Consider the following 24,025-nt stretch of genomic DNA (forward strand, 5'->3'; position numbering starts at 1 on the left):
AACGCTAGAGATGGTTAATAATACTCGCATTATACGCTGCGCCAAAGCCGTTGTCGATGTTGACGACACTGACTCCACTGGCGCAACTATTGAGCATGGAAAGCAGTGCTGCCACACCTCCAAAACTAGCACCATAGCCGACACTGGTAGGAACGGCGATGACAGGTTTATCGACTAGCCCACCAATCACACTGGCAAGTGCTCCTTCCATGCCTGCGATGACAATGACCACTTTGGCATTTTGGATGAGTTCTAAATGCGCAAACAAGCGGTGAATCCCCGCCACACCCACATCGACTACTTTTTTAACCTCATTGCCTAAAATAAGCGCCGTCTCATACGCTTCTTCTACCACGTACATATCAGATGTTCCCGCAGCAACAATGGCAATATAACTTTGCGGTTTAATCAAATGCTCTTTATATAAAGTAATGGTTCTGCCCATGGCATTGTAGAGTGCTTCAGGAAAAAGGCGCACAACAGCATCGTATGCTTCTTTATTTGCCCGTGTAATTAAAATATTATTCCCTTTTTCTAAAAGCTTTTGGGTAATGCAGGTGATTTGCTCAGGTGTTTTACTCTCCCCATAAATGACCTCAGGATACCCTTGACGAAGGGAACGATGGTGGTCAATTTTTGCAAAATCAATATCTTCAAAGGGCAGGGCTTTCATCTTTTGTAGGGCATCAGCAATGCTTACATTCCCATTTTTCACACCTTCCAATAAGGCTTTAACACTTTGTTCGCACATCTAAATCCCTTTTCTTTGACTTTCGTAACGGTATCCCTCTAAATCAAGCATTACATGTAAAAACCCAAACGCTTTTAGGTGCGCAATCATACATGAAAAGTGCGCATCATTCATCAAACGCAGAGCATCTTCTTTTTCCATTTCAATGCGTGCCATCCTCTGCTCATAACGTACACGCATCTTTGCATACCCTTTGGCGATTAAGTATGCCTCAGCATTTTCTACCATCGCTAAGGCGTGTGTCTCAATGGAGACATTATGCGAAAAACGTGTCAACAAACACGCATACGAGGGTTTATCCCATGTACTCAAGCCCAAATGTTTCGATAAAGCACGAATCTCTTCTTTATGCAATTGAGCTTCCAACAAGGGCGTTACAATACCAAGTTCTTGCAACGCTTGACGTCCTGGTCGCAGCTCATGGGTATCATCAACATTGCTTCCCTCGGCTATGGCAAAAAAACCCTTTTGATTCGCAAGGCTTTGCAAGGAAGAGAAGAGGGCATGCTTGCAGACATAACATCTGTTTTCTGGGTTATGCTTAAGACTCTCAATCCATGGCGCATCGTGCACCACATGGCTAACGCCTATCTGCGCTGCCACACGCCGTGCATCATCTATTTCACCGTGTGCGATATAGGGCGTTTGCACACTGACGCCTAAGACATTTTCACCCAAAACATCGTGTGCGACTTTGAGTAAAAAAGAGCTATCCACCCCACCTGAAAAGGCAACGACAAGCCGTTTATGCGAGGCTAAAATGGTTTTAAGATTTTCATACTTTTTAAGCATTCGTGGTGCGCATTGCATGGGCAACACTCTCGTAGACTTTAGAAATAGGAACGTGGTAGAGCAGGGCAGCGTGTTTGCAGTGTTCGTATTCGGCTTTGTATTTCAACATTTTTCCCTCATAAAAACTGCACTTCACCGCAATCTCTCCATAGCATGTGCTCACACTTCGTATCTCACGCTCTAGCGCAATTTTATCAACCCGATAGCGCCTAAGCCCAATAGAGCTTGTCTCTTCAAATAAAATACGCATCGCTTCATGTTCTATATCAGGAGAGACCAAAACGCTCAATTTGACGCCTAAGCGATTTTTTTTGGTGGTAATAGCGGTGGTGTAAACATCTTTTACTCCCATAGCAAACAGGCGCTCTTGCACGTAGGCTAAAATTTCAGGGCTCATATCGTCTATATTGGTCTCCAAAACAATTTCTTCACCCATGTCTTTTTTTTCTTCCATTTCACCTAAGAACACACGCAAAACATTGGGAATTAAAAACTCTTTATGCCCAATGCCATACCCAATTTTTTCAACTTTAAAGAAGGGTTTTTCTTCAAAAAGATGCACATTGGCTTTTATAATTGCAGCCCCTGTAGGCGTTGTGGCTTCAGAGCTCACACCATTGAGGCGAATGGGAATGTTTTTGAGTATCTCAAGCGTTGCAGGGGCAGGAACGGGCAGGGTACCGTGTGCACACCGCACAAACCCTCCACCCAATTCTATTGTAGAAGCCATAATTTTCGTTACATGTAAAGCTTCCAAACAGATGGCAGCACCGATAATATCGACAATTGAGTCAATAGCACCTACTTCATGAAACCCAACATCCAAAGGTGCTTTTCCATGAATTTTTCCCTCAGCCATCGCTACTTCCCAAAACATAGCGATGCTTCGTTGTTTCACCGCTTCGCTGAGCCTGCTTTTTTGGATGAGCGTTTCAATGCTTTGATACGTTCGATGCGCATGATGGTGTGCTTGTGTGTGCCATTTTTGCGTCAGATGTACCGTCACTTTTGTGCCACAAATGCCCATTTTACTACTCTTAGACACGAGCAGTTTAAAGTGCTCATCCAAATCAAGTTTTGAGAGTTCACTTCTTAAATGCGCTTCTTCAACGCCCAAATCCAGTAGTGCGCCCAGATTCATATCGCCGCTAATCCCACTGAAGCAATCATAATAAAGAACTCTCATAAGCATCCTTATTGAGCTACTTTTGGTACCGTAATAGAACCAAAAGGAAGCACGATGATGCTGGCATCTTTGCCTTTTTCTTTGATGGCATCCTCTAAAGCTACATGTAAATCATGATACGGCTTTAAATGCACCGCTTTCATCTCTTCATCACTCAGCTCACTCACTGCCCAACTCTGCGCCCAAAGGTTAATCTCCGCCATCTTCGCCGCTTTGTGATAGCCTAGTTTGTACCCACACTTGATTTTATCCAAGACTGCTTGTGCTGATGGGGCTGAACTCATGAGTTTAAAAAATCCTTCCTCACCAATGCCTGTGCGGCATTTTGCTACCATGATAAGAATTCCATTCTCTTTCAAAGCAAGTTTGCCATTATCGAGCGCTTTTTGAGACTGATACAAATCAATGTCCATAGGGTAGGGTGCAACAGAAATGACAATATCCGCTTTTTGTGGAATATCCACGCAAAAGACTTCATCGGCTTTGTCAATGCCCGCATAAAAGGAATCACTCAAATCACCCGCACGAACAGCACAAATATCGTGGTCGCTGTCCAAAACGGTCATAATCGCAAAGACATCAATGTGTTTTAAAACACCCATCGCATCCATCATATCTTCATGGACAGGATTGCCTTTAAGGCTGAGGGCTTGTGCGTTAGGATGAAGCGCTAAGAGGTGGTTTTGCGTAATGGTCTCATAAGCGGCAACCCCTGGTAAAAATGCTTTTCGACCACCTGTGTAGCCTGCAAAATAGTGTGGTTCTACCGAGCCAATGGCGCAGACTTTTTTAGCCTCTGCTACGATTTTATTGAGGTGCATTTCCGTCCCGTTGGTCGAAATTCCTAGATAGATCATTGCATCGTTTTTAGAGTCATGACTCCACAAACGATTCTTTACATGTAAATCTTCATAAATCTCTTTTCCTAAAATAAAATGCCACTCTTCCTCCGTGGGTGCTCTATGACATCCTGTTGCAACAATGAAAAAAATATCTTTGTCTTTAATTTTAGGATAAATGCGTGCGAGTACTTTTCGTGTAGGCGTAGGGCGCGTACCATCGTTCACAATGAAAACAATTCTTTCATTGGTGTCAATAAAATGATCAAAACTCTCTTTGCCCAAAGGCTTTTCAAGCGCTTCATCAATCGCTTTATTGTAATCAATTTTTGCAACACTGTTTGGGTTGTAAACACCAATGAGCTGTTTATCATCAATGTTTAATTCAAACTTTTCATCTTTACCATAGCCGACTGTTACTTTCATGCATTATCCTTTATTGTTGATGTGGTAATTGATAGCACGTCTTATCTTTAAGACCTTTTATTTTATACAAAATATTTAATATTTTATCACCGATTATCTTTGTTTAACTTTCCATTTGCAATACAAAAGTACCAAAAAGAAAAAATGATTTTAAAAGAACACCCAAAAGGAATCAATCCTTTTGGGTTCATTTAGCATAGGGGCTTATTCAAACACTTCGTATTGTGCACGACCCATTTTATAAAGGTCAGCACCAAAAGTATCGTTAATAACGGTTAATGGAAAATCAACCACTTCAAGTCTTCTAATCGCTTCTGGTCCCAATTCTGGGTATGCAATGACTTCAGCACTTTTAATCTGGCGTGCGAGAAGTGCACCAGCACCACCTGTTGCACCAAAATAAATAGCTTTAGATTTAACACACGCATCAATAACATCTTGATTGCGTTTGCCTTTACCAATCATACCTTTAAGACCTTGCTCATTAATCAATTTTGGAGAGTAAGAATCCATTCTGTAAGATGTTGTTGGTCCCGCACTACCGATTGGGTCACCTGGTTTTGGAGGAGTTGGCCCAACAAAATAAATGACTGCGCCATTCATATCAAAAGGAAGTTCTTTGCCTTCATCTAAAAGGTCAACCAATTTTTTATGCGCGGCGTCACGTGCGGTATAGACAACACCTGTTAAATAAACAATATCGCCTGCTTTAAGTTGTACTACATCTGCTTCATTAAGTGGTGCGGTTAAATGATAAGTTTTGCTCATTGTATTCTCCTTATAACTTATAACGTGATGTGCATATGGCGTGAACTGTGGCATTGAACATTAACACTCACAGGTAAACTTGCAATATGGCAAGGGTTTTTCTCAATGTGAACACCAAGAACCGTTTGTGTACCACCCATACCCATAGCACCAATGCCTAAGTTATTCAGAAGAACCATTAATTCTTGCTCCATAGAATCCAATACGGGATCAGGATTTTTACTGCCTAAATCTCTAAAAAGTGCATGTTTAGAAGAGATAACGGCTTTTTCAAAGGTTCCACCAATACCTACACCTACCGTAAGAGGAGGACAGGGATTTGGACCTGCATCCGAAATTACTTGTTTAACGTACTCAATAATACCTTTTCTGCCTTTTGCAGGAGGAAATACGGTCGCACGAGAAACGTTTTCTGATCCACCGCCTTTTGCAGCATATTCAATTTCAATTTTATCGCCTTCTACAATGTCAAAGTGAATGATAGCTGGCAAGTTATAACCCACTTCATCTTTAAGGTTGGCACGTGTGTCCCAATGACAGGTAGATGCTCTTAAATAACCCTCTTTGTACCCAAGTTCCGTTCCCTCGTTGATCGCTTTTTTAAGGCTTCCACCAACAACTTTAACATCTTCTCCGACTTTCACAAAGAAAACCGCTAAGCCTGTATCTTGACACAAAGGTCTTGCTTCATTTTTAGCAATATCTGCATTTTCTAGAATTTGTTTTAAGACTTGTTTACATACTTCACTTTTTTCATTGTCGTATGCATCTTGCATTGCTTTGTAAGAATCTTTTGGCAAATTCGTTGCACTGTAAAGAATCATGTCCTTTACGCTCTTAACGATCTCTTCGTACTTGATTTCTCTCATTTTTCCTCTCCGAAAAAGTTAGTTTTGGTCACACATAGTACTAGGTGTAGAGGTGCTTTGTTGAGTTTACATTTAAAAGGAGAGCACCTCTAAAAATCTTTACATGTAAAGATTTTTAGAAATACTTTTTCTGCCCTTTAAAAGGGCAGAAAAATAGAATTAAATTAAACCATAAAGTTTAGCAAATAAATATCCGCAAACGCATGCTGTTGTAACACCAACAAAACCAGGAAGTAAAAAGCTATGGTTAATAACGAATTTACCAATTTTTGTTGTACCCGCACGATCGAATGAAAGAGCAGCAATGTCACTTGGGTATGTAGGAAGAATCCAGTAACCATACGCAGCAGCAGCAAACGCAGCAATCATACCAGGCTCAACGCCTACAGCAAGAGCAATAGGAACCATCGCTGAAACCGCAGCAGCTTGAGAGTTAATAAGTTTAGAAATTAAAATCAGAACAACGGCATACGCCCAAGGGTAAAGTTTTACAAGATCACCCATACTTGCTTTAATATCTGCAGTATGTGCACCAAACATTGTAGAAGTCATCCATGCAATACCAAAAACAGCAATAACCGCAGTCATACCTGCTTTAAATACGTCACTTTCAACAACTGTTTTTGTTTTAAGATCTGCTACCACATAAATAATTGCAGCGACAGAAAGCATGAACATTTGAATAACATCAACCATTGAAAGCGCTGTTAATTTACCTTTAATGGTAAAGGTTGGAACCAATGATGGGAACATACCAAGAATTGCAATAATGGCAATAGTACCAAGAAAAAGCCATACAGAAGCATATTGTTTACTTGTAAAAACTTTATCAAGTAATGTAGCCGATGAACCATAAACGTATTTTTTAGTTTCAGGATCTTTAATAAGCTCTTGAAATTCAGCGTCTTTATCTAAATCTTTACCTCTATACATACTCACAAATCCAACAACCAATACACCAATAAGTGCTGATGGCATTGTAATTTGAAGAAGTTGAATCAAACCAAGATCTTGACCATTAACTAAAGGATGACCCTTCATAAGTGCGATCATAGAAACAACCGCAACCGATGCAGGTGAAATAACAATACCCATTTGTGCAGCAATTGTACTAGCGGCCATTGCACGTTCTGGTCGGTTACCTGTTTTAATTGAAATATCATAGATAATAGGAAGAAGTGTATACACAACGTGACCTGTACCACAAAGGAATGTTAAAACAATCGTAGTAAGTGGTGCCAAAACAGTCACATAACGAGGATGTTTTCGAAGTAGTTTTTCTGCTTGTTGTAACATAACATATCAAGTCCACCAGAAGCTTGAAGCGCAGCACCTGCACAAACAACCGAAAGCATAACGAGCATAACATCAATTGGTGGCTTACCTGGTGCTAATCCAAACCCAAAAACGAACATAACAACACCAATACCACCGATAAGTCCAAGTGCTATACCACTTTTCCTTGCAGCGAAAAACAAGATGACTAATACAGCAAGTAACTGTATCCAAAACATGCTTGACATGTAAACTCCTTAAAGGTAATTTTTATATTTTAACTTTAGTTTAAAGTGCAAATATAATTTTCAAAAAGCATTATATTCCCAGATTTAGGATATAAATGAGACTTTTTTGCTAAAATTAAGAAAAAAGTGTCTGGAAACTTATGAGAATCTTAAAAATTATAATTGTATTATTTTTTTATACTTCATTCCTCTATGGAAATGAAATTTTACTCCTTCATTCTTACAATAAAGGTCTAAAATGGACAGATGGTATTTCAAAAGGTGTTGAAGATGTGATGAAAAAATATCCACAATATGAACTTACAACAGAATATATGGACAGCAAAAAAATAGAATCGGATCAATATTTTGAAGAGCTGTTGGTCTTATACCGTAAAAAATTCGCTCACCGCCACTACAAAGCCATTCTCGTAGCCGATAATTATGCCTATGAATTTGCACTCAAGTATCATGAAGAACTTTTTCCAAATACACCCGTTGTCTTTTGTGGGGTTGAGAATTTTAATCCTATTGACATAACACCCTATCATAAACCTTATTTTACAGGTGTGGTGGAATATAAAGATATTCGTAAAAATATAGAACTGATTCAACAACTCTTTCCTGCTATAAAAATGGTTTATATTATGAGTGATGATGCGTACTCTTCCTTGGTGATTAAAGATCAAATTATTGAAGAATCCAATTACTTTAAAGATAAATTTCGTGTGGTCTTTGACAATGAAATAGATTTTGATAAGATTGATGAAAAAATCAATAAACTCCCTCGTCATAGTGCTATCTTATTTACCAGTTTTTACCGTGACATCAATGGAAAATATGTTCCCTATCATAAACTTCAAGCTTTTTTTCAACGCTCAAAGTTTCCTGTATTTGCAATTAATCATATTCACTTGAATGAAGGTGTTCTTGGCGGATTTGTTGTAAATCCTTATGAACAAGGATCATTAGCGGCTAAAAACGCCTTTGCACTCATTCAAGGAAGAGATATACATACATTACCAGTACAAATACCTAGAGGTACTTATATTTTTGATAACCATGTCCTGCGCAAATTTGGAATTCCACTCAGTGATGTACCTTCGCCTTCTGAAGTCATTAATGGCGTTGAAAGCTTTTATGAAAAGCATCAAAAATTTGTTGAAAATGCTTTTGCATTGATGCCTCTTTTACTTCTTTTAACAACTATTTTAATTTTAAATGTCATTAAACGTATTTCATTCGAAAAAGAGCTCTTGCGCCAAAATAAACTCGATTATGTTCTTCTCAACAACATTCAAAGTGCTATTTTTTGGAAAGCAAACGATGGAAAGATACTAGGCTGTAATGATCTGTTATGTGAAATTTTAGAGCGTGAAAAATACGATATTATTGGAAAACACGTTCAAGAGGTAATGCCTACAATTTGTGATGCTATTCAAGAAGTCCCTTTAGATAATCTACAAAGTGCTGAAATTGAAATTTCCATACCTTACCGAGAAAAAAAGATTTTTTCAACCCGTAGAACATACTATACCGATGAAAAAAACCATGAAGCAGGTGTGGTAACCATTCTTACAGACATCACAGAGAAAAAGCGTATTGATACAGAACGTAAACGCCACGAACAATTTGTTATTCAACGCTCTAAGCAGTCTGAAGTAGGTGAAATGATAGCCAGTATTGCACACCAATGGAAAACCCCATTGGTCGAAATCTCAGCGATTGCGCAAGAGCTTATTTACAAACGCCGCAAAAAATCTTTAGACGAAGAAGATACCCAAAAATTTGTCGAAGACATTATGACGCAAGTCAAATACATGTCCAATACCATAGATGATTTTAGGCAGTTTATCAAGCCCTCAACGAAGCAAACCACGTTTAATGTCCGTGAAGCCATAGACTCTCTTTTAAATGTTTTAAACCATAGCGTCAAATACAATTACATCACACTGAACATTCTGCAAGAAGGAAGCACCCCTCTTTTAGCCTTTGGTTATCCTAATGAATTTAAACAGTGCGTTTTAAACATCATTAATAATGCAAAAGATAGTATTATAAAAAAAAGGGAGACAAAGCCAACAGAAGGTATGATAAACATTGAACTTAAGAGTGATGAAAATCATATCTATTTGGACATCAGTGATGATGGGTGTGGGATTGAGAAAAAGAATTTGGAGAGCATTTTTGATCCCTTTATCAGTACAAAAGAGAACGGGGATGGCTTTGGTTTATATATGGCACGTCTTATTATAGAAGATAAAATGGGTGGTAAAATTATTGCAAAACAAAAAGAAAATGGCGCACAAATTTCTATTCGAGTCAATAAAGCCAAAGGAGATGCATGAAAATATTAATCCTAGAAGATAACGAACGCTTAGCCAATCTTATTGTTGAAGCCCTAGAGCAAAAGAGATACCATGTTGATCTTTTTAAGGATGGCAAAAAAGCACTTGAAGCCATTGACAATGGATATGACTGTTTTATTCTAGATATTAATGTTCCAGGTATTGATGGATTAAGTCTTCTAAAAGAGATCCGTAGTATGGATAATGCAACACCTGCCATTGTCATTAGTGCCAATGTTGAGTTAGAAACGATTCAAGAAGCTTATTGCAAAGGGTGTGATGAATACTTAAAAAAACCTTTTTACATGTACGAATTAGAAACGAAGATTGAGAAACTGTGTAAACCCAAAATATCCCTCTTGCAACTGTTTAAAGGTTTTAGCTATTCTGTTGAGCAAGAAAAACTCATCGATGATAAAGGTGAAGAGATAAAACTTGCCAAAAAAGAGATTTTACTTTTAAATCTTTTTGCTAAAAATTTAGATAAGAATATTTCATTTGAGCGCATTGAGCAGTATGTTTGGGGTGGAGAGCTTACGACCACGGAAAATATTCGTGCACTGATCAAACGCTTACGCAAAAAACTTCCTGATGATACCATCGAAAATCAAGGCGGTGTTGGATACCGACTCAATTACGAACATTGAAGGCTAGGAAAATGTACCTAAATATTACAGAAGATTTTTTACAATTAGATTATGAAAAAGATATGAAACAATTTGATCCAAAGACCTATTTTGAGGAGGAAGGAAGTGAAAAATTTGATTTAAGCTCATCGTGTGAGATGTTGATGATGCTCAATCAAATTGGCGAAGATTTACATTTAGATGACTACTCTCTTAAAAAATTAGAAATATTTTTAAAAACAGAGTTACCCTTTTTTGCTGTCAATCGACGATTGGTGCGTCAATGGGTGCAAAACAATTTTGTTTATTAACAGACGAAAAAAGGCTTAGAATGAAAAAAATTTACTTTATTAGACACGCAAAAGCAAGTGAGCGTACAGAAATTTTGGAAGATTTTTTAAGACCCCTAAACAGTCGAGGGAAAAATGATGTTTCTTTTATGGCAAAACGGCTTAAACACTTTCATGTTATGCCTGATATTATCTATTCAAGTCCTGCCAAACGTGCTTTAAAAACGAGTAAAGAAATCGCACTTGAACTAGGATGTCCTAAAAAAACAATTGTACTGTGTGATGAACTGTATGAAAGTAGTTATGCCTATTATTTAGAGTTGATTCACTCTACAGACGATACACATGAATCAGTGTTTATTGTCGCACACAACCCAACGTTAACCGAAGTGGCAGAACACCTAAGCGGTGCTATCTTAAGCAATATTCCTACGTGCGCTATTGTTTGTATCTCTTTTGATGTCAAAAGCTTTAAAGAAATTCATGAGGAGAGTGGGCATATTCTCTTTTTTGATTACCCTAAAAAACATTTTAAAAACTAGAACTTTCTACGAAACAATAAAAAAATTCCAATGCTTAACCCCATACACAAGAGCATTAAACCTCCTACAAGGAAAGAACCATTAGCAAGGTTTTCAAAGGGTAATCCTTGTGTATTAATACCAAAATATCCAACGATGAGATTGAGCGGTAGAAAGACCCCTGAGAGAATGGTCAAAAGATAAATCGTGCGATTCATACGTTCATTATTACGACTCGTATAAAACGTGTAAAGGTTGTTGAGTTTTTCAATGGCTAGAAGTGTTGAACGATTGGTGCGTTCTAAATGCTCATGAATATCGCTAAAATGGGTCACAAGAAAATCTTCATTTTCATGATAATGCTTAATAAAATCCTCCATCACTTCCGCACCTAAAAGAAGCAATCGATGAATACGTGCTAAGTCTTTTTTATGATTGAGCCAATACTGCATAAAATGAAACCGTGTATTATCATACAATTTCTCCTCCATCCAATCAATACTCGCATGTATAGTAGCTACTCGCTTCATGGTTTCATTGGTGTGTGCATCTACTATTTCATACACATTTTGAATACTTTCTAAAGCAACAAAAGTATGCGTTGTTTTATCAAAACGATAATACTGCCCACCCTCGAAAACAAATGCATCTGAGTCAACTCTTAACTCTTTTTCTTTAGCAGGGAGTGCTAAAATAAGCATAGTATACGCTGCTTCTTCAATAAATATAGAAGGATGTGTAGGGTTTTTAAGATCCAGTAAGTGAAAACGGTCAATTAATTCGTATAAATGATTCATGTCAAATTCCATCCATTGTATCGGCTGCGATTTTGAGGCGTTCTTTATCAAAATGGGTGTAAATACGAGAGGTATTTAAATCCGCATGACCAAGGGCTTCTTGCACTAAAATTAAATCTCTATTTTTTTGATACAACAAAGTAGCAAAAGTATGTCGCAACATATGCGCACCGTTTTTTTCTTTGCGAATGCCAGCAACAAGCAACATTTTATCCATCACGTAACTCACATAGGCTTGTGTTAAGGGTTTTCCTGTGCGACTTTGAAACAACAAAGCAGACTCACTGCTTCGATACGCCATCCATTCATTCAAATCTTTCTCAATGTGTTCAGATTTTATCATCGCCGTTCGTGGTTTATTTCCTTTGCCACGAATCTGAAAAACAAAATACTCCCCATCTTTAACCATATCTTTTATCTTTATACCCAAGGCTTCACTCACACGCATGCCTGTGTAAATAATCAGCTTAATTAAAAGGCGATTTTTGGCCTGCACGTAGGGTTTAAACTCCGTCTCTTCAATGGCTTTAAAAAACCGAGAAAGTTCTTCTTTGTACATATGAGCAGGTAATTTTTCACCTTTTCTACCACCAAGCCCACCCCAATTTTTAAGCTCAATGCGAAATTGGTGTGCAGCGCCATTTTTTTCCTCATTTTGTTTATCCATAAATTGAAAAAAAGAGAGTAGGGCAATGCGATAATTCTTTTTGGTAGCATCCGAGAGTGAACCCGTTTGAGAAGCTAAAAACTCACTCAACAACTCTTCATCAATCTCTTTTAAACTCGCAAGTCCCATAGGCGTAATGTAATAGTAAAACTTCTCAAGAGGATTAATAAAAAGATTAATCCCAATCAAGCCAATATTTCGAGCTTCTTTAGCAAGATTTTTCAACTCTTGCATGTTTTTGCACCCACGATTAAGGGAGCCAATAATAGAAGAAAGTTTGGCATTTTCTTCCACGTGACGATTGGAAAGAGAGGTGAGTTTATACTTCACAAAGCGATCAAGCCAAAAAAGTAAACTCTGCTCAAAATTCTCTTTCTCATCGACTTTATAGCGCATTATTTACCTCGTTTCCTGTAAAACTCCGCTTTAAACGCTTTAAATTCACCTTTTAAAATGGCTTCTCGCATCTGTTTCATTAATGTAAGGTAATAATGCAAATTGTGAATGGAAGCGAGTCTAAAATAAGTAAGCTCTTTCGCACGGAAAAGATGGTGTAAATAGCCCCTTGAATAATGCTTACATGTAAAGCAATCGCACTCAGGATCTAGCGGGCTTTCATCTTTTTGAAACTTCGCATTTTTAATGCTGATTTTGCCAAAAGAGGTAAACAAAGAACCGTTACGTGCATTGCGAGTCGGCATCACACAATCAAACATATCCACCCCACGCTCGACATTTTCCACCAAATCCTCAGGCGTTCCAACGCCCATTAAATAACGAGGTTTCTCCTTTGGCATCAAGGGGGTAGTGTATTCAACGGTTTCATACATCAGCGCATTACTTTCACCCACACTAAGCCCCCCAATAGCAAAGCCATCAAAAGGTAGAGCACAGAGTTCATTAGCACTGATATGACGAAACTCTTTATCGGTTCCGCCTTGAATAATGGCAAAAATATTCTGGTGTTTTCCAATACCTTGTGCTTGCTTTTCTTGATGGTAAGTAATCGCTCTTTTTGCCCAATCGGTAGTTCGTTTAATCGAGAGTGCAATACGCTCTTTGGTTGCAGGAAGCGCTACTAAATCATCTAAAATCATCATAATATCAGAGTTTAAATTGTACTGAATATCCAAAACTTTCTCAGGCGTAAAATAGTGCGTTGAGCCATCAATATGACTCTTAAACATGATACCATTGCTATCGGCTTTTGAAATATCGCTAAGACTAAAGGCTTGAAAACCGCCGCTATCGGTTAAAAAACTGTTCGGAAATTTGGTAAAGCCATGCAACCCTCCAAAATGCTTGACCACTTCATCACTAGGGCGTAAATAAAGATGGTACGTATTGCCTAAAATAATTTGTGCTCCTAGCATTTCGCTCATATCCACCGCATCCAAACTCTTCACACTGCCTACCGTTCCAACAGGCATAAACACAGGTGTTTGAATGGTACTGTGCGCCGTTTTGATGGTACATGCACGCGCATTTCCATCCGTTTTATCTATCTGAAATTCCATTTTCGTTACAATATCCTTTTTTTGTATATGAGGGAGTTTGAGAATGAAAAAAATATTAATCATTGCTGATGGCATTCTAGCAAAACAATTTTTAGAAAGAGTTATGGAGAGTGAGGCAGGAGAAAACAGCTACACCATCATCACCTATAAAGAAGATACTCTTCCTAAAAAACGCCCTGAAAATTTTAAATTTTTTGAGTTTGACCCCACCAGCTTAGATAAACTCTCTGTTATTTTAAATGAACAATTTTTTCAAGTGATGATTTTACTTTCCAATGAACTTGATGCCATGAGCACCTATAAAAATGTGAGACGCATTGATAACAAAGTACGTATTGTCTTTATGGATCGATGGGATTTGGATTTAGAAGAGATTGATGATAAACGCCTTTTACTGGTTAACTCACGAGATATTTTAGCCTCTCGTTTTAAAGACCATCTGCCCAATATGCCCATTGTGGCACAAAATATTGGGCTAGGTATTGGTGAAATTATGGAAGTTTCTGTGCCTGTTGGAAGCTCTTATGCCTACCGTCATTTGGCTTCAATTGTCCAAAGTAAGTGGCGTATTGCAGCGGTGTATCGCTCTAACACTTTATTGTTACCTCGCCCAACGCTTATGCTTTTACCCAACGATCTTTTGCTGATGATCGGAGAACCACATGTTCTACAAAGTGTTTTTCGAAGTATTAAGAAAGAACAAGGGCAATTTCCATCTCCCTTTGGAAGCAGTATTTATTGTTTAGTCGATATGCTAGAAATGGATGAAGAAGAGATTGATTTACTTCTAAACGATGCACTGCTGTTACATTCAAAACTCAATAGCAACAAATTACATGTAAAGATTATTAATCCCACGTATTCAAAAATTTTAGAAAAACTCAAAAGCTACCATAACCACCATATTAACGTTATGATTGACTATTTCAAAACCAATCCAAGAGCCGTTTTAAAAGAAGATACTGAGGAGATGGATATTGGTCTGATTGTGGTTATGAACACCTTTTTTCAAAAAAACAAACGTGCTTTGTTTCGCACCAAACTTCCTGTATTTAAAATTGGGAAAAAAGGCTTTTTGGCACTGAGCGAAGGCGTTGTTCTTAGCAGCGATGCGCACGATATTGAACAAGAATCTTCTGTCATTTTTGATGTTTCAGCCCAACTCTCGTTGCACCTTAAACTCTATACGTATGAGCCTGACCAAGAGAGGAAAGAGACCAGTTTAATGGAGCATTTTGACAATCTCTCAAAGATTTTTGGACGAGAGGTTGAAGTGATTCAAAGTGAAAAAAATCCTCTTTTGAAGCTGAAACATAAAGATACTATTTTACAATTTCTACCCTTTACCTCTAAAATTGTTGAGTCTAATTTCTTCTCTATTTTTTCCACCGATATGGAAAAATTACACTTTAAATTAGCAGACAATTACCAGTTATTTATCCCAGTGAATGCATAATTAAGTGCTTTTTCAGTAAAATGAAAGAAAAAATAGTTTGGATACCCCATGCATGTTGATGTTCTTTTAACCAAAACCATTTCCAAAGATTACTGTGTCTATATTGACCAACTTGAAAGCTTAGCGTTTGACACAAAAGTGCTGATTGTCACCAATACAACCGTGGCAGATTTGCATTTAGCAAACCTTCAAACAAAGATTCATGCTAAAGAGCTTCATAGCGTCATTTTACCCGATGGTGAAAAGTATAAAAATTTTGAAAGCCTTGAGCTTATTTTAAATGCATGTTTTGAGCATAGATTGGATAGAAAATCGCTCCTTATTGCCTTTGGAGGCGGTGTGATTGGTGATATGACGGGTTTTGCTGCTTCCCTTTACCAAAGGGGTATTGATTTTATTCAAATTCCAACCACTTTGTTGGCGCAAGTCGATGCCAGTGTGGGTGGCAAAACAGGGATCAATAACACCTATGGCAAAAATCTCATTGGTTCTTTTTGGCAACCTCGTGCGGTTTACTGTGAAAGTGCTTTTTTAAAAACCTTGCCAAAGCGTGAATTTAGTGCAGGTATAGCAGAAATCATTAAAATGGCAGTCACCTTCGATAGAGGCTTTTTTGAATGGTTAGAAACACATGACTTACACGATGAAACACATCTCAAAGAGGCAATTTATAAAAGTATTTCCATTAAAGCCACTGTCGTAGCACAAGATGAAACCGAACAAGGAATCAGAGCTGTGCTAAACTACGGACATACCTTTGGGCACGTCATCGAAAATCAAACCCATTACACCACGTATTTGCACGGTGAAGCCGTTGCGATTGGTATGGTGATGGCAAACTGCTTAGCCCAAAAACTAGGACTGTTAAGTCAAGAAGATGCTGGGCGTATTATGGCACTTTTAAAACGCTACGACCTACCAACCCATTACGCTATACATTCACCTGAAGTTTTTTACGATGCTTTTTTCTTAGATAAAAAAAGTGAATATTCTAAAATTAAGTTTATTTTAGCCAAAGGGATTGGTGCGCATGAAATACGTAATGATATTCCTAAAGAAATCGTACTAGAAGCCCTAAAGGAAGCCAATGCCTAAAAAAATTTTCTGGCTGATTCTTTTTACATGTAATGTTCTTTTTGCCGATACCAACAGCAGTATTAAACTTGAAGAGGGTATTAAAATTGACTCTTTTCGTCAAAAAATTCTCTCTATTGAAGAGTCCATCAAAGACAATATCTGGTTCAAGCGCTATGGCAATTATTTGAATTATCAAAAGTTACTTGAAGAGCTCTCAACGGTGGAAAATGAGAGTAAAAAGTTTAAAAGTGGCAAAGATAAAGCCTCGCTTGAACGCTACGAAAAACTCCTCAGCAAACAAGAGTCCTTAAGACAGCAAGTTGAGCTTTTACAAGAGTATAAAAACTCACCGTTTAGCACATTGGTTGAGCCTCTTGAATTAGAAAGTTACCCAAAAGTCACAAATCCTTTTGCGATTATTTCAGCGCTTTCGTATATCAAAAAAATAAAACAAGACAGTGCTGAGTACAAAACACGCATTGACAATCTAAGCTTTTTGGTGAACAAACTTAAAGAAAAAATGAGTTTACTCGAAGAGATTTACCGCATTGAAACCTCTGTGATTAATGAGGACTTGATTTATGAAGCCCAAAAAGAGCTCAATGCCTTCACCACCGCACAAGAGATCGCCAATACCAGTTACTCTTTACATGTAAAGAAGGTGGAAGAGGCGAGTGGGCGGATTACACAAGATATTACCGTGCAAATGAAGCGTGCGTTTAACATTGGTATTTTTATTATTGTTGTGGTAGTGATTTCTTTGCTACTCAAATTTGCAGCAAAGCGTTATATTACGGATAATGACCGTTTTTACACGGTTAATAAAATTATTAATTTTGCCAACGTGACATTGATTATTTTAATTTTACTCTTCTCTTACATTGAAAATGTCTCCTATTTGGTCACCGTCTTAGGTTTTGCATCTGCGGGTATTGCCATTGCCATGAAAGACTGGTTTATGAGTATTTTGGGCTGGATGGTGATTATTTTTGGTGGCAGTTTCCACGTGGGGGATCGCATCAAAGTGCAAAAAGATGGGCTCATTTATGTGGGCGATATTATTGATATTTCGCTTTTGCGTATGACCCTTTTAGAAGATGTAACCATTAGTTCGTACAGGGATAACAGGCGAGCAGGAAGGGTTATTTTTGTGCCCAATAATTATGTCTTTACCAGTTTGATTTCAAACTATACCCATGGCACGATTCGTACTGTTTGGGATGGCATTGATATTTTTATCACCTTTGATTCAAACCATAAAAAAGCGGTACATTTAGCCCGTGAAATTACCAAAAAATACGCCAAAGGGTACACCGATATTGCCCGAAAACAACTCAATTTATTGCGCAGTCAATACAGTCTTAAAAACACCAATGTTGAGCCTCGTATTTTTTCCTTTATTGAACCACAAGGTTTTTGTATTAGCTGTTGGTATATGACCAATTCCTATGCAACACTCACCCTTAGAAGCACCATCAGTGCTGAATTGGTTGATGCTTTTAAACAAGAACCTGACATTACCATTGCATACCATACCACCAACATCAATCTTGCACGTCAAGAAAAACCGCAGATGAGCGAAGCACCAAAGAGTTTAGATGAAAAAAGTCTTTTTTAAAACCTTTGGGTGTCGCACCAACATTTACGACACACAAGTGATGATAGAAAATCTAAAAGATTTTGAAATCACAGAACATGAAGCAGATGCAGACATTGTCGTAGTAAACTCCTGTACGGTTACCAATGGTGCCGATACGGGGGTACGCAGTTACATTAACCATGCCTCAAAGCTGGGAAAAAAAGTAATTTTAGCAGGCTGTGGAGCAATGAGCAAAGGGGAGAGTCTTTTTTCTCAGCAAAAGGTTTTTGGCGTACTAGGGCACTCTGAAAAACGCTCCATCAATACCTTGCTTCACAACGCCACTCCTTTTTTTGAGATAGGAGATTTAACCTCACTCGATGAGACCATTGTGCATGAATACACGGGCAAAACCAAAGCCTTTATCAAAATTCAAGAGGGGTGCAATTTTCGCTGTTCGTACTGCATTATTCCTTATGTAAGAGGCAATGCCCGCAGTCAGGATGAGCAAAAAATCATTGAGCAGGTGGAAAAACTAGCGCTCAATGGCTATGGTGAGTTTGTTTTAACAGGAACGAACATAGGCAGTTATGGCAAAGATAAAAGCAGTAGCTTAGGAAAACTCGTCCAACGCTTAGGTGCGATTCGAGGGGTAAGACGTATCCGTTTAGGAAGTATTGAGCCTGTACAAATTGATGAGAGTTTTAGAGAAATTTTAAATGAGCCGTGGTTAGAGCGTCATTTACATGTAGCGCTTCAGCACACCTCTGAAGCAATGCTAAAACTGATGCGACGACGCAACAGTGTCACACAAGATTTGGAGCTTTTTAGCGAACTGAGTGAAAAAGGGTTTGCTCTAGGAACGGACTTTATTACGGGGCATCCAGGGGAGAGTGAGGCTATTTGGGAAGAGGCGTATGCGATGCTTGAAAAATTCCCACTTACGCACATTCACGCCTTTACCTATTCCAAACGAGATGGTACGCCCTCAAGTACGATGAAGCCAGAAATCAAAGGCGATGTTGCTAAAGCAAGGCATCAACACATAGAAACACTCATTGCGCAAAAAAACCGTGCGTTTCGTGAGAAAAACAGCACAACACCTTTAGACGTTTTAGTCGAAGAGTCCAAAGAAAACCATTTTGTTGGCTACGACCAATTTTTTAACAAAGTCATCATTCAAAGCCAGCGTGACCTGCTCAAAGAGTGGGTGAGACTTGAGCAGTATGACATTATGCAGGAGGCAAACTATGCACATTTTTAAATCCCAAAAACTCATGCTCTCGCTTATGGCATTGAGCGTTTTTGTTATTTTGCTTTTATTTGGGTATGTGCGTGGTGGTTCAAACAATATTGATCTACCAACCTACCATGCGCTTTTAGAGAGTGGGGCGATTAAAAAAGCCAAAGTCGAAGAGAATGAGCTTATTCTTTACAGTAACAATGAGCAGTATGTTATTATCAAAGATGGTATTGACATTGCAGAATTACTGAAAAAAGTGCCCATTGAAGTGCATAAAAGCAATCCTATCCTTGAAGATTTAATTTTAGTAGGGGTTATGGGAAGCATTTTGTTTATTTTGTTGCTGGTTGCTCGTAAAAAAAGAGCCGAAGATGTGCAAAAAGAGCAAGAAGCGAACCAAAAAGCCCTCGCCAGTTATGATCCTTTTATGAGCAGTGTGATTCGACCTGTGCGTGCTCAGGTGAGTTTTAAGGATGTTGCTGGCATTCAAGATGTCAAAGAAGAGCTTGAGGAGGTGGTGGATTTTCTTAAAAACCCCGCTAAATACAAACGCTACGGTATTAGACTGCCAAAAGGTGTCTTACTCGTAGGCCCTCCAGGTGTAGGTAAAACCATGATAGCCAAAGCCGTTGCAGGGGAGGCGAGTGTGCCTTTTTTTTACCAAAGTGGGGCAACCTTTGTGCAAATTTACGTGGGCATGGGAGCAAAAAGGGTTAAAGAGCTTTTTTCGCAAGCCAAAGCACACGCACCTTCGATTATTTTCATTGATGAAATTGATGCGGTAGGACGAGCACGAGGGGGCGCACGTAACGATGAAAGAGAAGCCACTCTCAATCAACTTTTAACCGAAATGGATGGCTTTGAGGACAGCAGTGGCGTCATTGTGATTGCCGCGACCAATAAAATAGATATTATTGATGAAGCGCTGCTTCGTTCAGGGCGTTTTGATAGACGTATTTTCATCTCATTGCCCGATAAAAATGACCGCTTGGAAATTTTAAAAACCTACCTAAACAACAAACCTTACGAGGTCAATATCGATGAATTAGCCACCATGAGCGTGGGCTTTAGCGGTGCGGCATTGGCAACCTTTGTGAATGAGGCAGCGATTAACGCTTTGCGCCGTAATGCTGAAATTATCGAGCTTCAAGACTTTATTGCCGTACGCCAAAAGGTTTTAATGGGCAAGAAAAAGGTGCTCAGTTTTTCAGAGGAAGAGAAGAAAATTCAAGCCTATTATCAAGCGGCAAAGGCGCTGTGTGCCTATTGGTTTGAGATAGAGTTTGACAAAATCAGCATTGTGAATGACCGCATTAAAGATATGGACAGAGAAATTGAATCAAAAACCCAAATGCAAAGTAAGATTAAAGTCTATCTTGCTGGCATGGTAGCCATGAAACTCAAATACAATGAAAAATTTACCAATGCCACAGAAGACATTAACCGTGCAACTCAAATTGCCAAAGAGATGGTAGAACTCTACGCTATGGGTGAAAAATTGCTCCCTTATGAGAGCGATATTTTGCAGATTTTGGAAAATGCGCACAGCGAATTGGAACATTTTTTGGAAAATATGAACACACCGCTGGAAAAAATTGCCCATGAGTTGTGTGAACATGAGAGCATTTCACGCACACGCCTTAAAGAAATTATTGATGATGTTCTTTAGTGGATTTTGCCTTCAAAACGAAGAGGCTCTTTTTGAGCCTTACCTTGTCAAAAGCAATTTCACCGTCGCTGGGTTTAGCTACGGGGCTATCAAAGCGTTTGAATACGCCTTTACATGTAAAGAGCGCATCGACACCCTCCAACTCTTTTCTCCTGCCTTTTTTGAGGATAAAGATGCCAAATTTAAAAAGCTCCAAACCCTCTCTTTTACGAAAAACAGCGAAGCTTATACACAAAATTTTATGCAAAATTGTACATATCCATCAACGTTTAACGTAGCGCCGTTTTTTCAAAAAGGAAGCATCGAAGAACTTCACGAGCTTTTACACTACACGTGGGACAAGACACGCCTACGCTCTTTACACGAAAAAGGGGTAAGCATTGAAGTCTATGTGGGGGAATGCGACACCATCATAAATTCTTTACATGTAAAAGATTTTTTCGTGGAATGTGCAACGGTGTATTACCTTAAGCATGTAGGGCATATTTTGCAATGATGCAACCTTTAGATGAAACTGCCGTTTTAAAACGCTTACAAACACCATCCCCTCGTGCCTTTTTTCTTCTGTTCTACACCACCCAATGCAGCCAATGCAAAATCGCCCACGCACGACTAGAACGAGTGATGCAAAAAAGTACCTTTGATGTAGACTTCTTTACATGTAATCTCGATGTTGCCCCAAAAGTGAGTGAGCATTTTGGCATTCGCTCTGTACCTGTGTGCATGACATTCAACCAAAAAGGTGAACAACAAAGGGTTGAATACGCTCTAAAATCCGAAGCGGTTTACGAGAGCATGGTGCTTAGTATTAACGCAAAAAAAGGTGACCCAAAGTCACGGTTGCTAGGCTTCTAGGAGTATTTGGATGCTTTTACATGTAAACGAACCAGCCGAGCTTTCAAAAGAACTCTTAGCTCTCAATAAGCCAAAAGGTTATCTGGTCACACGTTCAGACGACCTTGGGCGAAAAACCGTTTATGAGCTTTTACCTGAGTGGGCTTTTACGGAAGGGTGGATGCCCATTGGACGGCTTGATTTGGAATCAAAAGGGCTTTTGCTTTTTACGACCAACAGCAAAATCAACCATGCATTGACCACGCCTAAAAATTGCATCAAAGTTTATGAGATTTGGGTGCGAGGTCATGTGAGCGATGAGCATATTGCAGAAGCATTAAATGGAGTGCAAAGCCCACACGGTCTGCTCAAAGCACTTAAGGTTGAGAAAATCAGCACGGGTGGCGCAAAAACAAAACTCAAAGTTGTCATTGACGAGGGGAAAAATAGGCATATTCGCCGCCTTTTTGGCGCACTTAAAGATTCAAAATTTGGCACACCTTTAAAAGTATTGGAGCTCAGTAGAATCAGCATTGGCAGTTTTAATCTCGACATAAAAAGCGGTGAATGGCGCTACCTTTTAAAAGATGAAGAGAAAACGCTAATAAGCCATCTCCACAAAACCTAAGTGTCTTTATACACGAACATTTTGTTTTGCTTGCTCTAAAATCTTTACATGTAAAGAGATACCATACATGTGTTTTTTTTGATATTTCAAAGACAATGAAAGAGAAAAGTTTAATGAAAATTTTAAAATACGAAAAGATAAAAGCTAGGTTTTTACCGTGGAGTGAAGTTTATCTCAGTGTGGCACAAACACTTATAGCGTTCATTCGCACCCCCGCTCTTGATGTGATTCATATAGGCTCAACCTCCGCGAAAATAGGAGGAAAAGGCATTATAGATTTATCTGTTTTGTATGAAGATGGGGATTTGGATTTGGCGGTGGGTCACTTAAAAGCGCTTGGATTTCAAGACCAGATAAGCGCAAAACCTTTTCCGCCTGAGCGTCCTAGAAAAGATGGAACTATTTTCTATGAGGGTGAGAAGTATTTTGTGCATGTTCACGTCATAAAAAAGGAGTGTGAGGAGCATCAAAAGCAAATGCTTTACAAAGAGTACATGCTAGCAAATCCACACGCTCGTAAGGCATATGAACAGACAAAGCAAAGTATCTTAGCCAATGGCATCACTGAACAAGAGGCATATGGAGCGCTAAAATCCCCTTTTGTAAAATCCATACTCAATCAAACAACGCTAAGAGAAGGGTAAGCTTTTTAGGTTTTAAAAACTTTACATGTAAAGTTAAAAGTTAAGCTCTCCAGTTTTTTCTGAATGACCTCTTTTTTCCGAAATATATATCCATATACAAAAAACGCATTAGTTACTAAAAGTTACATTAATATGCTAAAATTTTAAAGTTTTTTTACCTCTAACTATATTGCCTATAGTTTTCATGCTGTTCATCTTCCTTTATCTTCTTTCCCTTAATATCATAAAAATATTCTCTAAATCTTATAATTTTTATCTTTAAATTTTAAATTTTATTTAAGAGGAAAGAGACTAGTATGAACCTAATCCTTAAAAAACATATTAATTTAACTGATTAAATCTAGTATTAGGAGGTGAAGAAATTTTATATGGTTATAGCTCAAATGTTCAGTTGGTGGTCAGTTTAAAAAGTCATTTTTTAACTCAGTAGTGAAAATCACAAAAGGAGATTAACATGCCACAGATTAAAAATCATCTTGATACAGCAGCGGAAAAAACAGGTGTAAAATTTATAGGTTTAGAAAGAAAGAGTGGAGTTATCAAAAATGGTATGGGAAGTACCGCACAAGATATTCTAGGATGGAATATCACCATACGTGATGATGGGGGTACTTGCTATGAATATTATATGGCACGACCACCTCTTATTGGTATGACACAGCCAGTGCCTATCAAATGTCCTCTTGGTATTATTGCATTTGATGATTACAAAATTGATATTGAAGAAGCGGTCAAGATTTTTCATACTCAAAATGGCGGTGATCGGTTTAGTGATGTCGTTTTATCGTGGCCTCTAACTCACCCAGCTGCACCAGAACCTTATTGGTATTTTAGAACTAATTTAGGAAACAATGTTGTTATCGGTGCTAATTCTGGACAAATAAAAGGACATTCTCCAATAGTTGTTTTGTATATGGCTCAGCATAAATAGTCAGTGAAAGAGGGGTCTCCTCATTGAGGATTTCCCTCGTCTGTAAATTTATAAAAGGTAAGTAA

23 protein-coding genes and 1 pseudogene are annotated in these 24,025 nt (G+C 38.4%); 14 read left to right on the plus strand and 10 right to left on the minus strand.

What is annotated here, in order from left to right:
* Positions 1-4: 4 nt before the first annotated feature.
* From larB to SULBA_RS06590, 7 genes and pseudogenes are all read right to left on the minus strand, one after another.
* A complete protein-coding gene (gene larB / locus SULBA_RS06560) occupies positions 5-751 on the minus strand; it encodes a nickel pincer cofactor biosynthesis protein LarB (RefSeq protein WP_014769495.1) in 747 nt (248 codons plus the stop codon).
* A complete protein-coding gene (gene larE, locus SULBA_RS06565) occupies positions 752-1,561 on the minus strand; it encodes an ATP-dependent sacrificial sulfur transferase LarE (protein ID WP_014769496.1) in 810 nt (269 codons plus the stop codon). It abuts the gene before it with no gap.
* Complete coding sequence (gene larC / locus SULBA_RS06570) at positions 1,536-2,729, minus strand: nickel pincer cofactor biosynthesis protein LarC (RefSeq protein ID WP_014769497.1); 1,194 nt, start codon at positions 2,727-2,729, stop codon at positions 1,536-1,538. The genes larE and larC overlap by 26 nt, the downstream gene beginning before the upstream one ends.
* Positions 2,730-2,737: 8 nt before the next feature.
* Positions 2,738-3,994 carry a lactate racemase domain-containing protein gene (locus SULBA_RS06575; protein ID WP_014769498.1) on the minus strand — a complete coding sequence of 419 codons (1,257 nt, stop codon included), beginning with the start codon at positions 3,992-3,994 and terminating at the stop codon, positions 2,738-2,740.
* A 204-nt stretch (positions 3,995-4,198) separates the two neighbouring features.
* Entirely contained in the window at positions 4,199-4,762 is a 564-nt protein-coding gene (locus tag SULBA_RS06580) for a Fe-S-containing hydro-lyase (RefSeq protein ID WP_014769499.1), read from the minus strand.
* A 17-nt stretch (positions 4,763-4,779) separates the two neighbouring features.
* Positions 4,780-5,631: a fumarate hydratase gene (locus tag SULBA_RS06585; protein ID WP_014769500.1), complete on the minus strand. Its 852-nt coding sequence runs from the start codon at positions 5,629-5,631 to the stop codon at positions 4,780-4,782.
* A 159-nt stretch (positions 5,632-5,790) separates the two neighbouring features.
* Positions 5,791-7,154 (minus strand): annotated as a pseudogene (locus SULBA_RS06590) (anaerobic C4-dicarboxylate transporter).
* Between the two features lie 275 nt (positions 7,155-7,429).
* Between SULBA_RS06590 and SULBA_RS06595 the strand changes: the two are divergent.
* From SULBA_RS06595 to SULBA_RS06610, 4 genes are read left to right on the plus strand one after another with little or no spacing between them, the layout of a single operon-like run.
* Positions 7,430-9,481 (plus strand): sensor histidine kinase, encoded by a 2,052-nt coding sequence (locus tag SULBA_RS06595; protein ID WP_245391461.1) that lies wholly within the window; start codon positions 7,430-7,432, stop codon positions 9,479-9,481.
* Entirely contained in the window at positions 9,478-10,128 is a 651-nt protein-coding gene (locus SULBA_RS06600) for a response regulator transcription factor (protein WP_014769502.1), read from the plus strand. The genes SULBA_RS06595 and SULBA_RS06600 overlap by 4 nt, the downstream gene beginning before the upstream one ends.
* Before the next feature lie 11 nt (positions 10,129-10,139).
* Positions 10,140-10,418: a hypothetical protein gene (locus SULBA_RS06605; protein WP_014769503.1), complete on the plus strand. Its 279-nt coding sequence runs from the start codon at positions 10,140-10,142 to the stop codon at positions 10,416-10,418.
* Between the two features lie 20 nt (positions 10,419-10,438).
* A complete protein-coding gene (locus SULBA_RS06610) occupies positions 10,439-10,939 on the plus strand; it encodes a SixA phosphatase family protein (protein WP_014769504.1) in 501 nt (166 codons plus the stop codon).
* Here the strand turns inward: SULBA_RS06610 and SULBA_RS06615 are convergent.
* From SULBA_RS06615 to tgt, 3 genes are read right to left on the minus strand one after another with little or no spacing between them, the layout of a single operon-like run.
* A complete protein-coding gene (locus SULBA_RS06615) occupies positions 10,936-11,715 on the minus strand; it encodes a magnesium transporter CorA family protein (RefSeq protein ID WP_014769505.1) in 780 nt (259 codons plus the stop codon). The genes SULBA_RS06610 and SULBA_RS06615 overlap by 4 nt on opposite strands.
* 1 nt (position 11,716) lies before the next feature.
* Positions 11,717-12,778 carry a tyrosine-type recombinase/integrase gene (locus SULBA_RS06620; protein ID WP_014769506.1) on the minus strand — a complete coding sequence of 354 codons (1,062 nt, stop codon included), beginning with the start codon at positions 12,776-12,778 and terminating at the stop codon, positions 11,717-11,719.
* Positions 12,778-13,899 carry a tRNA guanosine(34) transglycosylase Tgt gene (tgt, locus tag SULBA_RS06625; protein WP_014769507.1) on the minus strand — a complete coding sequence of 374 codons (1,122 nt, stop codon included), beginning with the start codon at positions 13,897-13,899 and terminating at the stop codon, positions 12,778-12,780. The genes SULBA_RS06620 and tgt overlap by 1 nt, the downstream gene beginning before the upstream one ends.
* A gap of 43 nt (positions 13,900-13,942) precedes the next feature.
* On the opposite strand from tgt, the gene SULBA_RS06630 reads away from it, so the two are divergent.
* The 10 genes from SULBA_RS06630 (at position 13,943) to SULBA_RS06675 (ending at position 23,960) form a co-directional block, all read left to right on the plus strand.
* Complete coding sequence (locus tag SULBA_RS06630) at positions 13,943-15,355, plus strand: COG3400 family protein (RefSeq protein ID WP_014769508.1); 1,413 nt, start codon at positions 13,943-13,945, stop codon at positions 15,353-15,355.
* 48 nt (positions 15,356-15,403) lie between these two features.
* The gene (gene aroB, locus SULBA_RS06635) at positions 15,404-16,450 is read left to right on the plus strand and encodes a 3-dehydroquinate synthase (RefSeq protein WP_014769509.1); all 1,047 of its coding nucleotides are present in this window, start codon (positions 15,404-15,406) and stop codon (positions 16,448-16,450) included.
* Entirely contained in the window at positions 16,443-18,050 is a 1,608-nt protein-coding gene (locus tag SULBA_RS06640) for a mechanosensitive ion channel domain-containing protein (protein ID WP_014769510.1), read from the plus strand. The genes aroB and SULBA_RS06640 overlap by 8 nt, the downstream gene beginning before the upstream one ends.
* Complete coding sequence (mtaB, locus tag SULBA_RS06645; protein WP_014769511.1) at positions 18,031-19,275, plus strand: tRNA (N(6)-L-threonylcarbamoyladenosine(37)-C(2))-methylthiotransferase MtaB; 1,245 nt, start codon at positions 18,031-18,033, stop codon at positions 19,273-19,275. The genes SULBA_RS06640 and mtaB overlap by 20 nt, the downstream gene beginning before the upstream one ends.
* Positions 19,262-20,923 carry an AAA family ATPase gene (locus SULBA_RS06650; RefSeq protein WP_014769512.1) on the plus strand — a complete coding sequence of 554 codons (1,662 nt, stop codon included), beginning with the start codon at positions 19,262-19,264 and terminating at the stop codon, positions 20,921-20,923. The genes mtaB and SULBA_RS06650 overlap by 14 nt, the downstream gene beginning before the upstream one ends.
* Positions 20,910-21,419: a pimelyl-ACP methyl ester esterase BioV gene (gene bioV, locus SULBA_RS06655; RefSeq protein ID WP_041671819.1), complete on the plus strand. Its 510-nt coding sequence runs from the start codon at positions 20,910-20,912 to the stop codon at positions 21,417-21,419. The genes SULBA_RS06650 and bioV overlap by 14 nt, the downstream gene beginning before the upstream one ends.
* Entirely contained in the window at positions 21,416-21,778 is a 363-nt protein-coding gene (locus SULBA_RS06660) for a thioredoxin family protein (protein WP_014769514.1), read from the plus strand. Before bioV ends, SULBA_RS06660 begins: the two co-directional genes overlap by 4 nt.
* Positions 21,779-21,788: 10 nt before the next feature.
* The gene (locus SULBA_RS06665) at positions 21,789-22,385 is read left to right on the plus strand and encodes a pseudouridine synthase (protein WP_014769515.1); all 597 of its coding nucleotides are present in this window, start codon (positions 21,789-21,791) and stop codon (positions 22,383-22,385) included.
* Positions 22,386-22,498: 113 nt separating this feature from the next.
* Positions 22,499-23,029, plus strand: a complete 531-nt coding sequence (locus SULBA_RS06670; RefSeq protein WP_014769516.1) for a GrpB family protein — start codon at positions 22,499-22,501, stop codon at positions 23,027-23,029.
* 454 nt (positions 23,030-23,483) lie between these two features.
* Positions 23,484-23,960, plus strand: a complete 477-nt coding sequence (locus SULBA_RS06675; protein WP_014769517.1) for a hypothetical protein — start codon at positions 23,484-23,486, stop codon at positions 23,958-23,960.
* The last annotated feature ends 65 nt before the right edge of the window (positions 23,961-24,025 follow it).

The organism is Sulfurospirillum barnesii SES-3, from assembly GCF_000265295.1.
Lineage (GTDB): Bacteria > Campylobacterota > Campylobacteria > Campylobacterales > Sulfurospirillaceae > Sulfurospirillum > Sulfurospirillum barnesii.

What these genes read in the sequence shown, in the direction of transcription:
- larB (WP_014769495.1), bottom strand. Translation starts at nt 751, where the DNA reads ATGTGCGAACAAAGTGTTAAAGCCTTATTGGAAGGTGTGAAAAATGGG.
- larE (WP_014769496.1), bottom strand. Translation starts at nt 1,561, where the DNA reads ATGCAATGCGCACCACGAATGCTTAAAAAGTATGAAAATCTTAAAACC.
- larC (WP_014769497.1), bottom strand. Translation starts at nt 2,729, where the DNA reads ATGAGAGTTCTTTATTATGATTGCTTCAGTGGGATTAGCGGCGATATG.
- SULBA_RS06575 (WP_014769498.1), bottom strand. Translation starts at nt 3,994, where the DNA reads ATGAAAGTAACAGTCGGCTATGGTAAAGATGAAAAGTTTGAATTAAAC.
- SULBA_RS06580 (WP_014769499.1), bottom strand. Translation starts at nt 4,762, where the DNA reads ATGAGCAAAACTTATCATTTAACCGCACCACTTAATGAAGCAGATGTA.
- SULBA_RS06585 (WP_014769500.1), bottom strand. Translation starts at nt 5,631, where the DNA reads ATGAGAGAAATCAAGTACGAAGAGATCGTTAAGAGCGTAAAGGACATG.
- SULBA_RS06595 (WP_245391461.1), top strand. Translation starts at nt 7,430, where the DNA reads ATGAAAAAATATCCACAATATGAACTTACAACAGAATATATGGACAGC.
- SULBA_RS06600 (WP_014769502.1), top strand. Translation starts at nt 9,478, where the DNA reads ATGAAAATATTAATCCTAGAAGATAACGAACGCTTAGCCAATCTTATT.
- SULBA_RS06605 (WP_014769503.1), top strand. Translation starts at nt 10,140, where the DNA reads ATGTACCTAAATATTACAGAAGATTTTTTACAATTAGATTATGAAAAA.
- SULBA_RS06610 (WP_014769504.1), top strand. Translation starts at nt 10,439, where the DNA reads ATGAAAAAAATTTACTTTATTAGACACGCAAAAGCAAGTGAGCGTACA.
- SULBA_RS06615 (WP_014769505.1), bottom strand. Translation starts at nt 11,715, where the DNA reads ATGAATCATTTATACGAATTAATTGACCGTTTTCACTTACTGGATCTT.
- SULBA_RS06620 (WP_014769506.1), bottom strand. Translation starts at nt 12,778, where the DNA reads ATGCGCTATAAAGTCGATGAGAAAGAGAATTTTGAGCAGAGTTTACTT.
- tgt (WP_014769507.1), bottom strand. Translation starts at nt 13,899, where the DNA reads ATGGAATTTCAGATAGATAAAACGGATGGAAATGCGCGTGCATGTACC.
- SULBA_RS06630 (WP_014769508.1), top strand. Translation starts at nt 13,943, where the DNA reads ATGAAAAAAATATTAATCATTGCTGATGGCATTCTAGCAAAACAATTT.
- aroB (WP_014769509.1), top strand. Translation starts at nt 15,404, where the DNA reads ATGCATGTTGATGTTCTTTTAACCAAAACCATTTCCAAAGATTACTGT.
- SULBA_RS06640 (WP_014769510.1), top strand. Translation starts at nt 16,443, where the DNA reads ATGCCTAAAAAAATTTTCTGGCTGATTCTTTTTACATGTAATGTTCTT.
- mtaB (WP_014769511.1), top strand. Translation starts at nt 18,031, where the DNA reads ATGAAAAAAGTCTTTTTTAAAACCTTTGGGTGTCGCACCAACATTTAC.
- SULBA_RS06650 (WP_014769512.1), top strand. Translation starts at nt 19,262, where the DNA reads ATGCACATTTTTAAATCCCAAAAACTCATGCTCTCGCTTATGGCATTG.
- bioV (WP_041671819.1), top strand. Translation starts at nt 20,910, where the DNA reads ATGATGTTCTTTAGTGGATTTTGCCTTCAAAACGAAGAGGCTCTTTTT.
- SULBA_RS06660 (WP_014769514.1), top strand. Translation starts at nt 21,416, where the DNA reads ATGATGCAACCTTTAGATGAAACTGCCGTTTTAAAACGCTTACAAACA.
- SULBA_RS06665 (WP_014769515.1), top strand. Translation starts at nt 21,789, where the DNA reads ATGCTTTTACATGTAAACGAACCAGCCGAGCTTTCAAAAGAACTCTTA.
- SULBA_RS06670 (WP_014769516.1), top strand. Translation starts at nt 22,499, where the DNA reads ATGAAAATTTTAAAATACGAAAAGATAAAAGCTAGGTTTTTACCGTGG.
- SULBA_RS06675 (WP_014769517.1), top strand. Translation starts at nt 23,484, where the DNA reads ATGCCACAGATTAAAAATCATCTTGATACAGCAGCGGAAAAAACAGGT.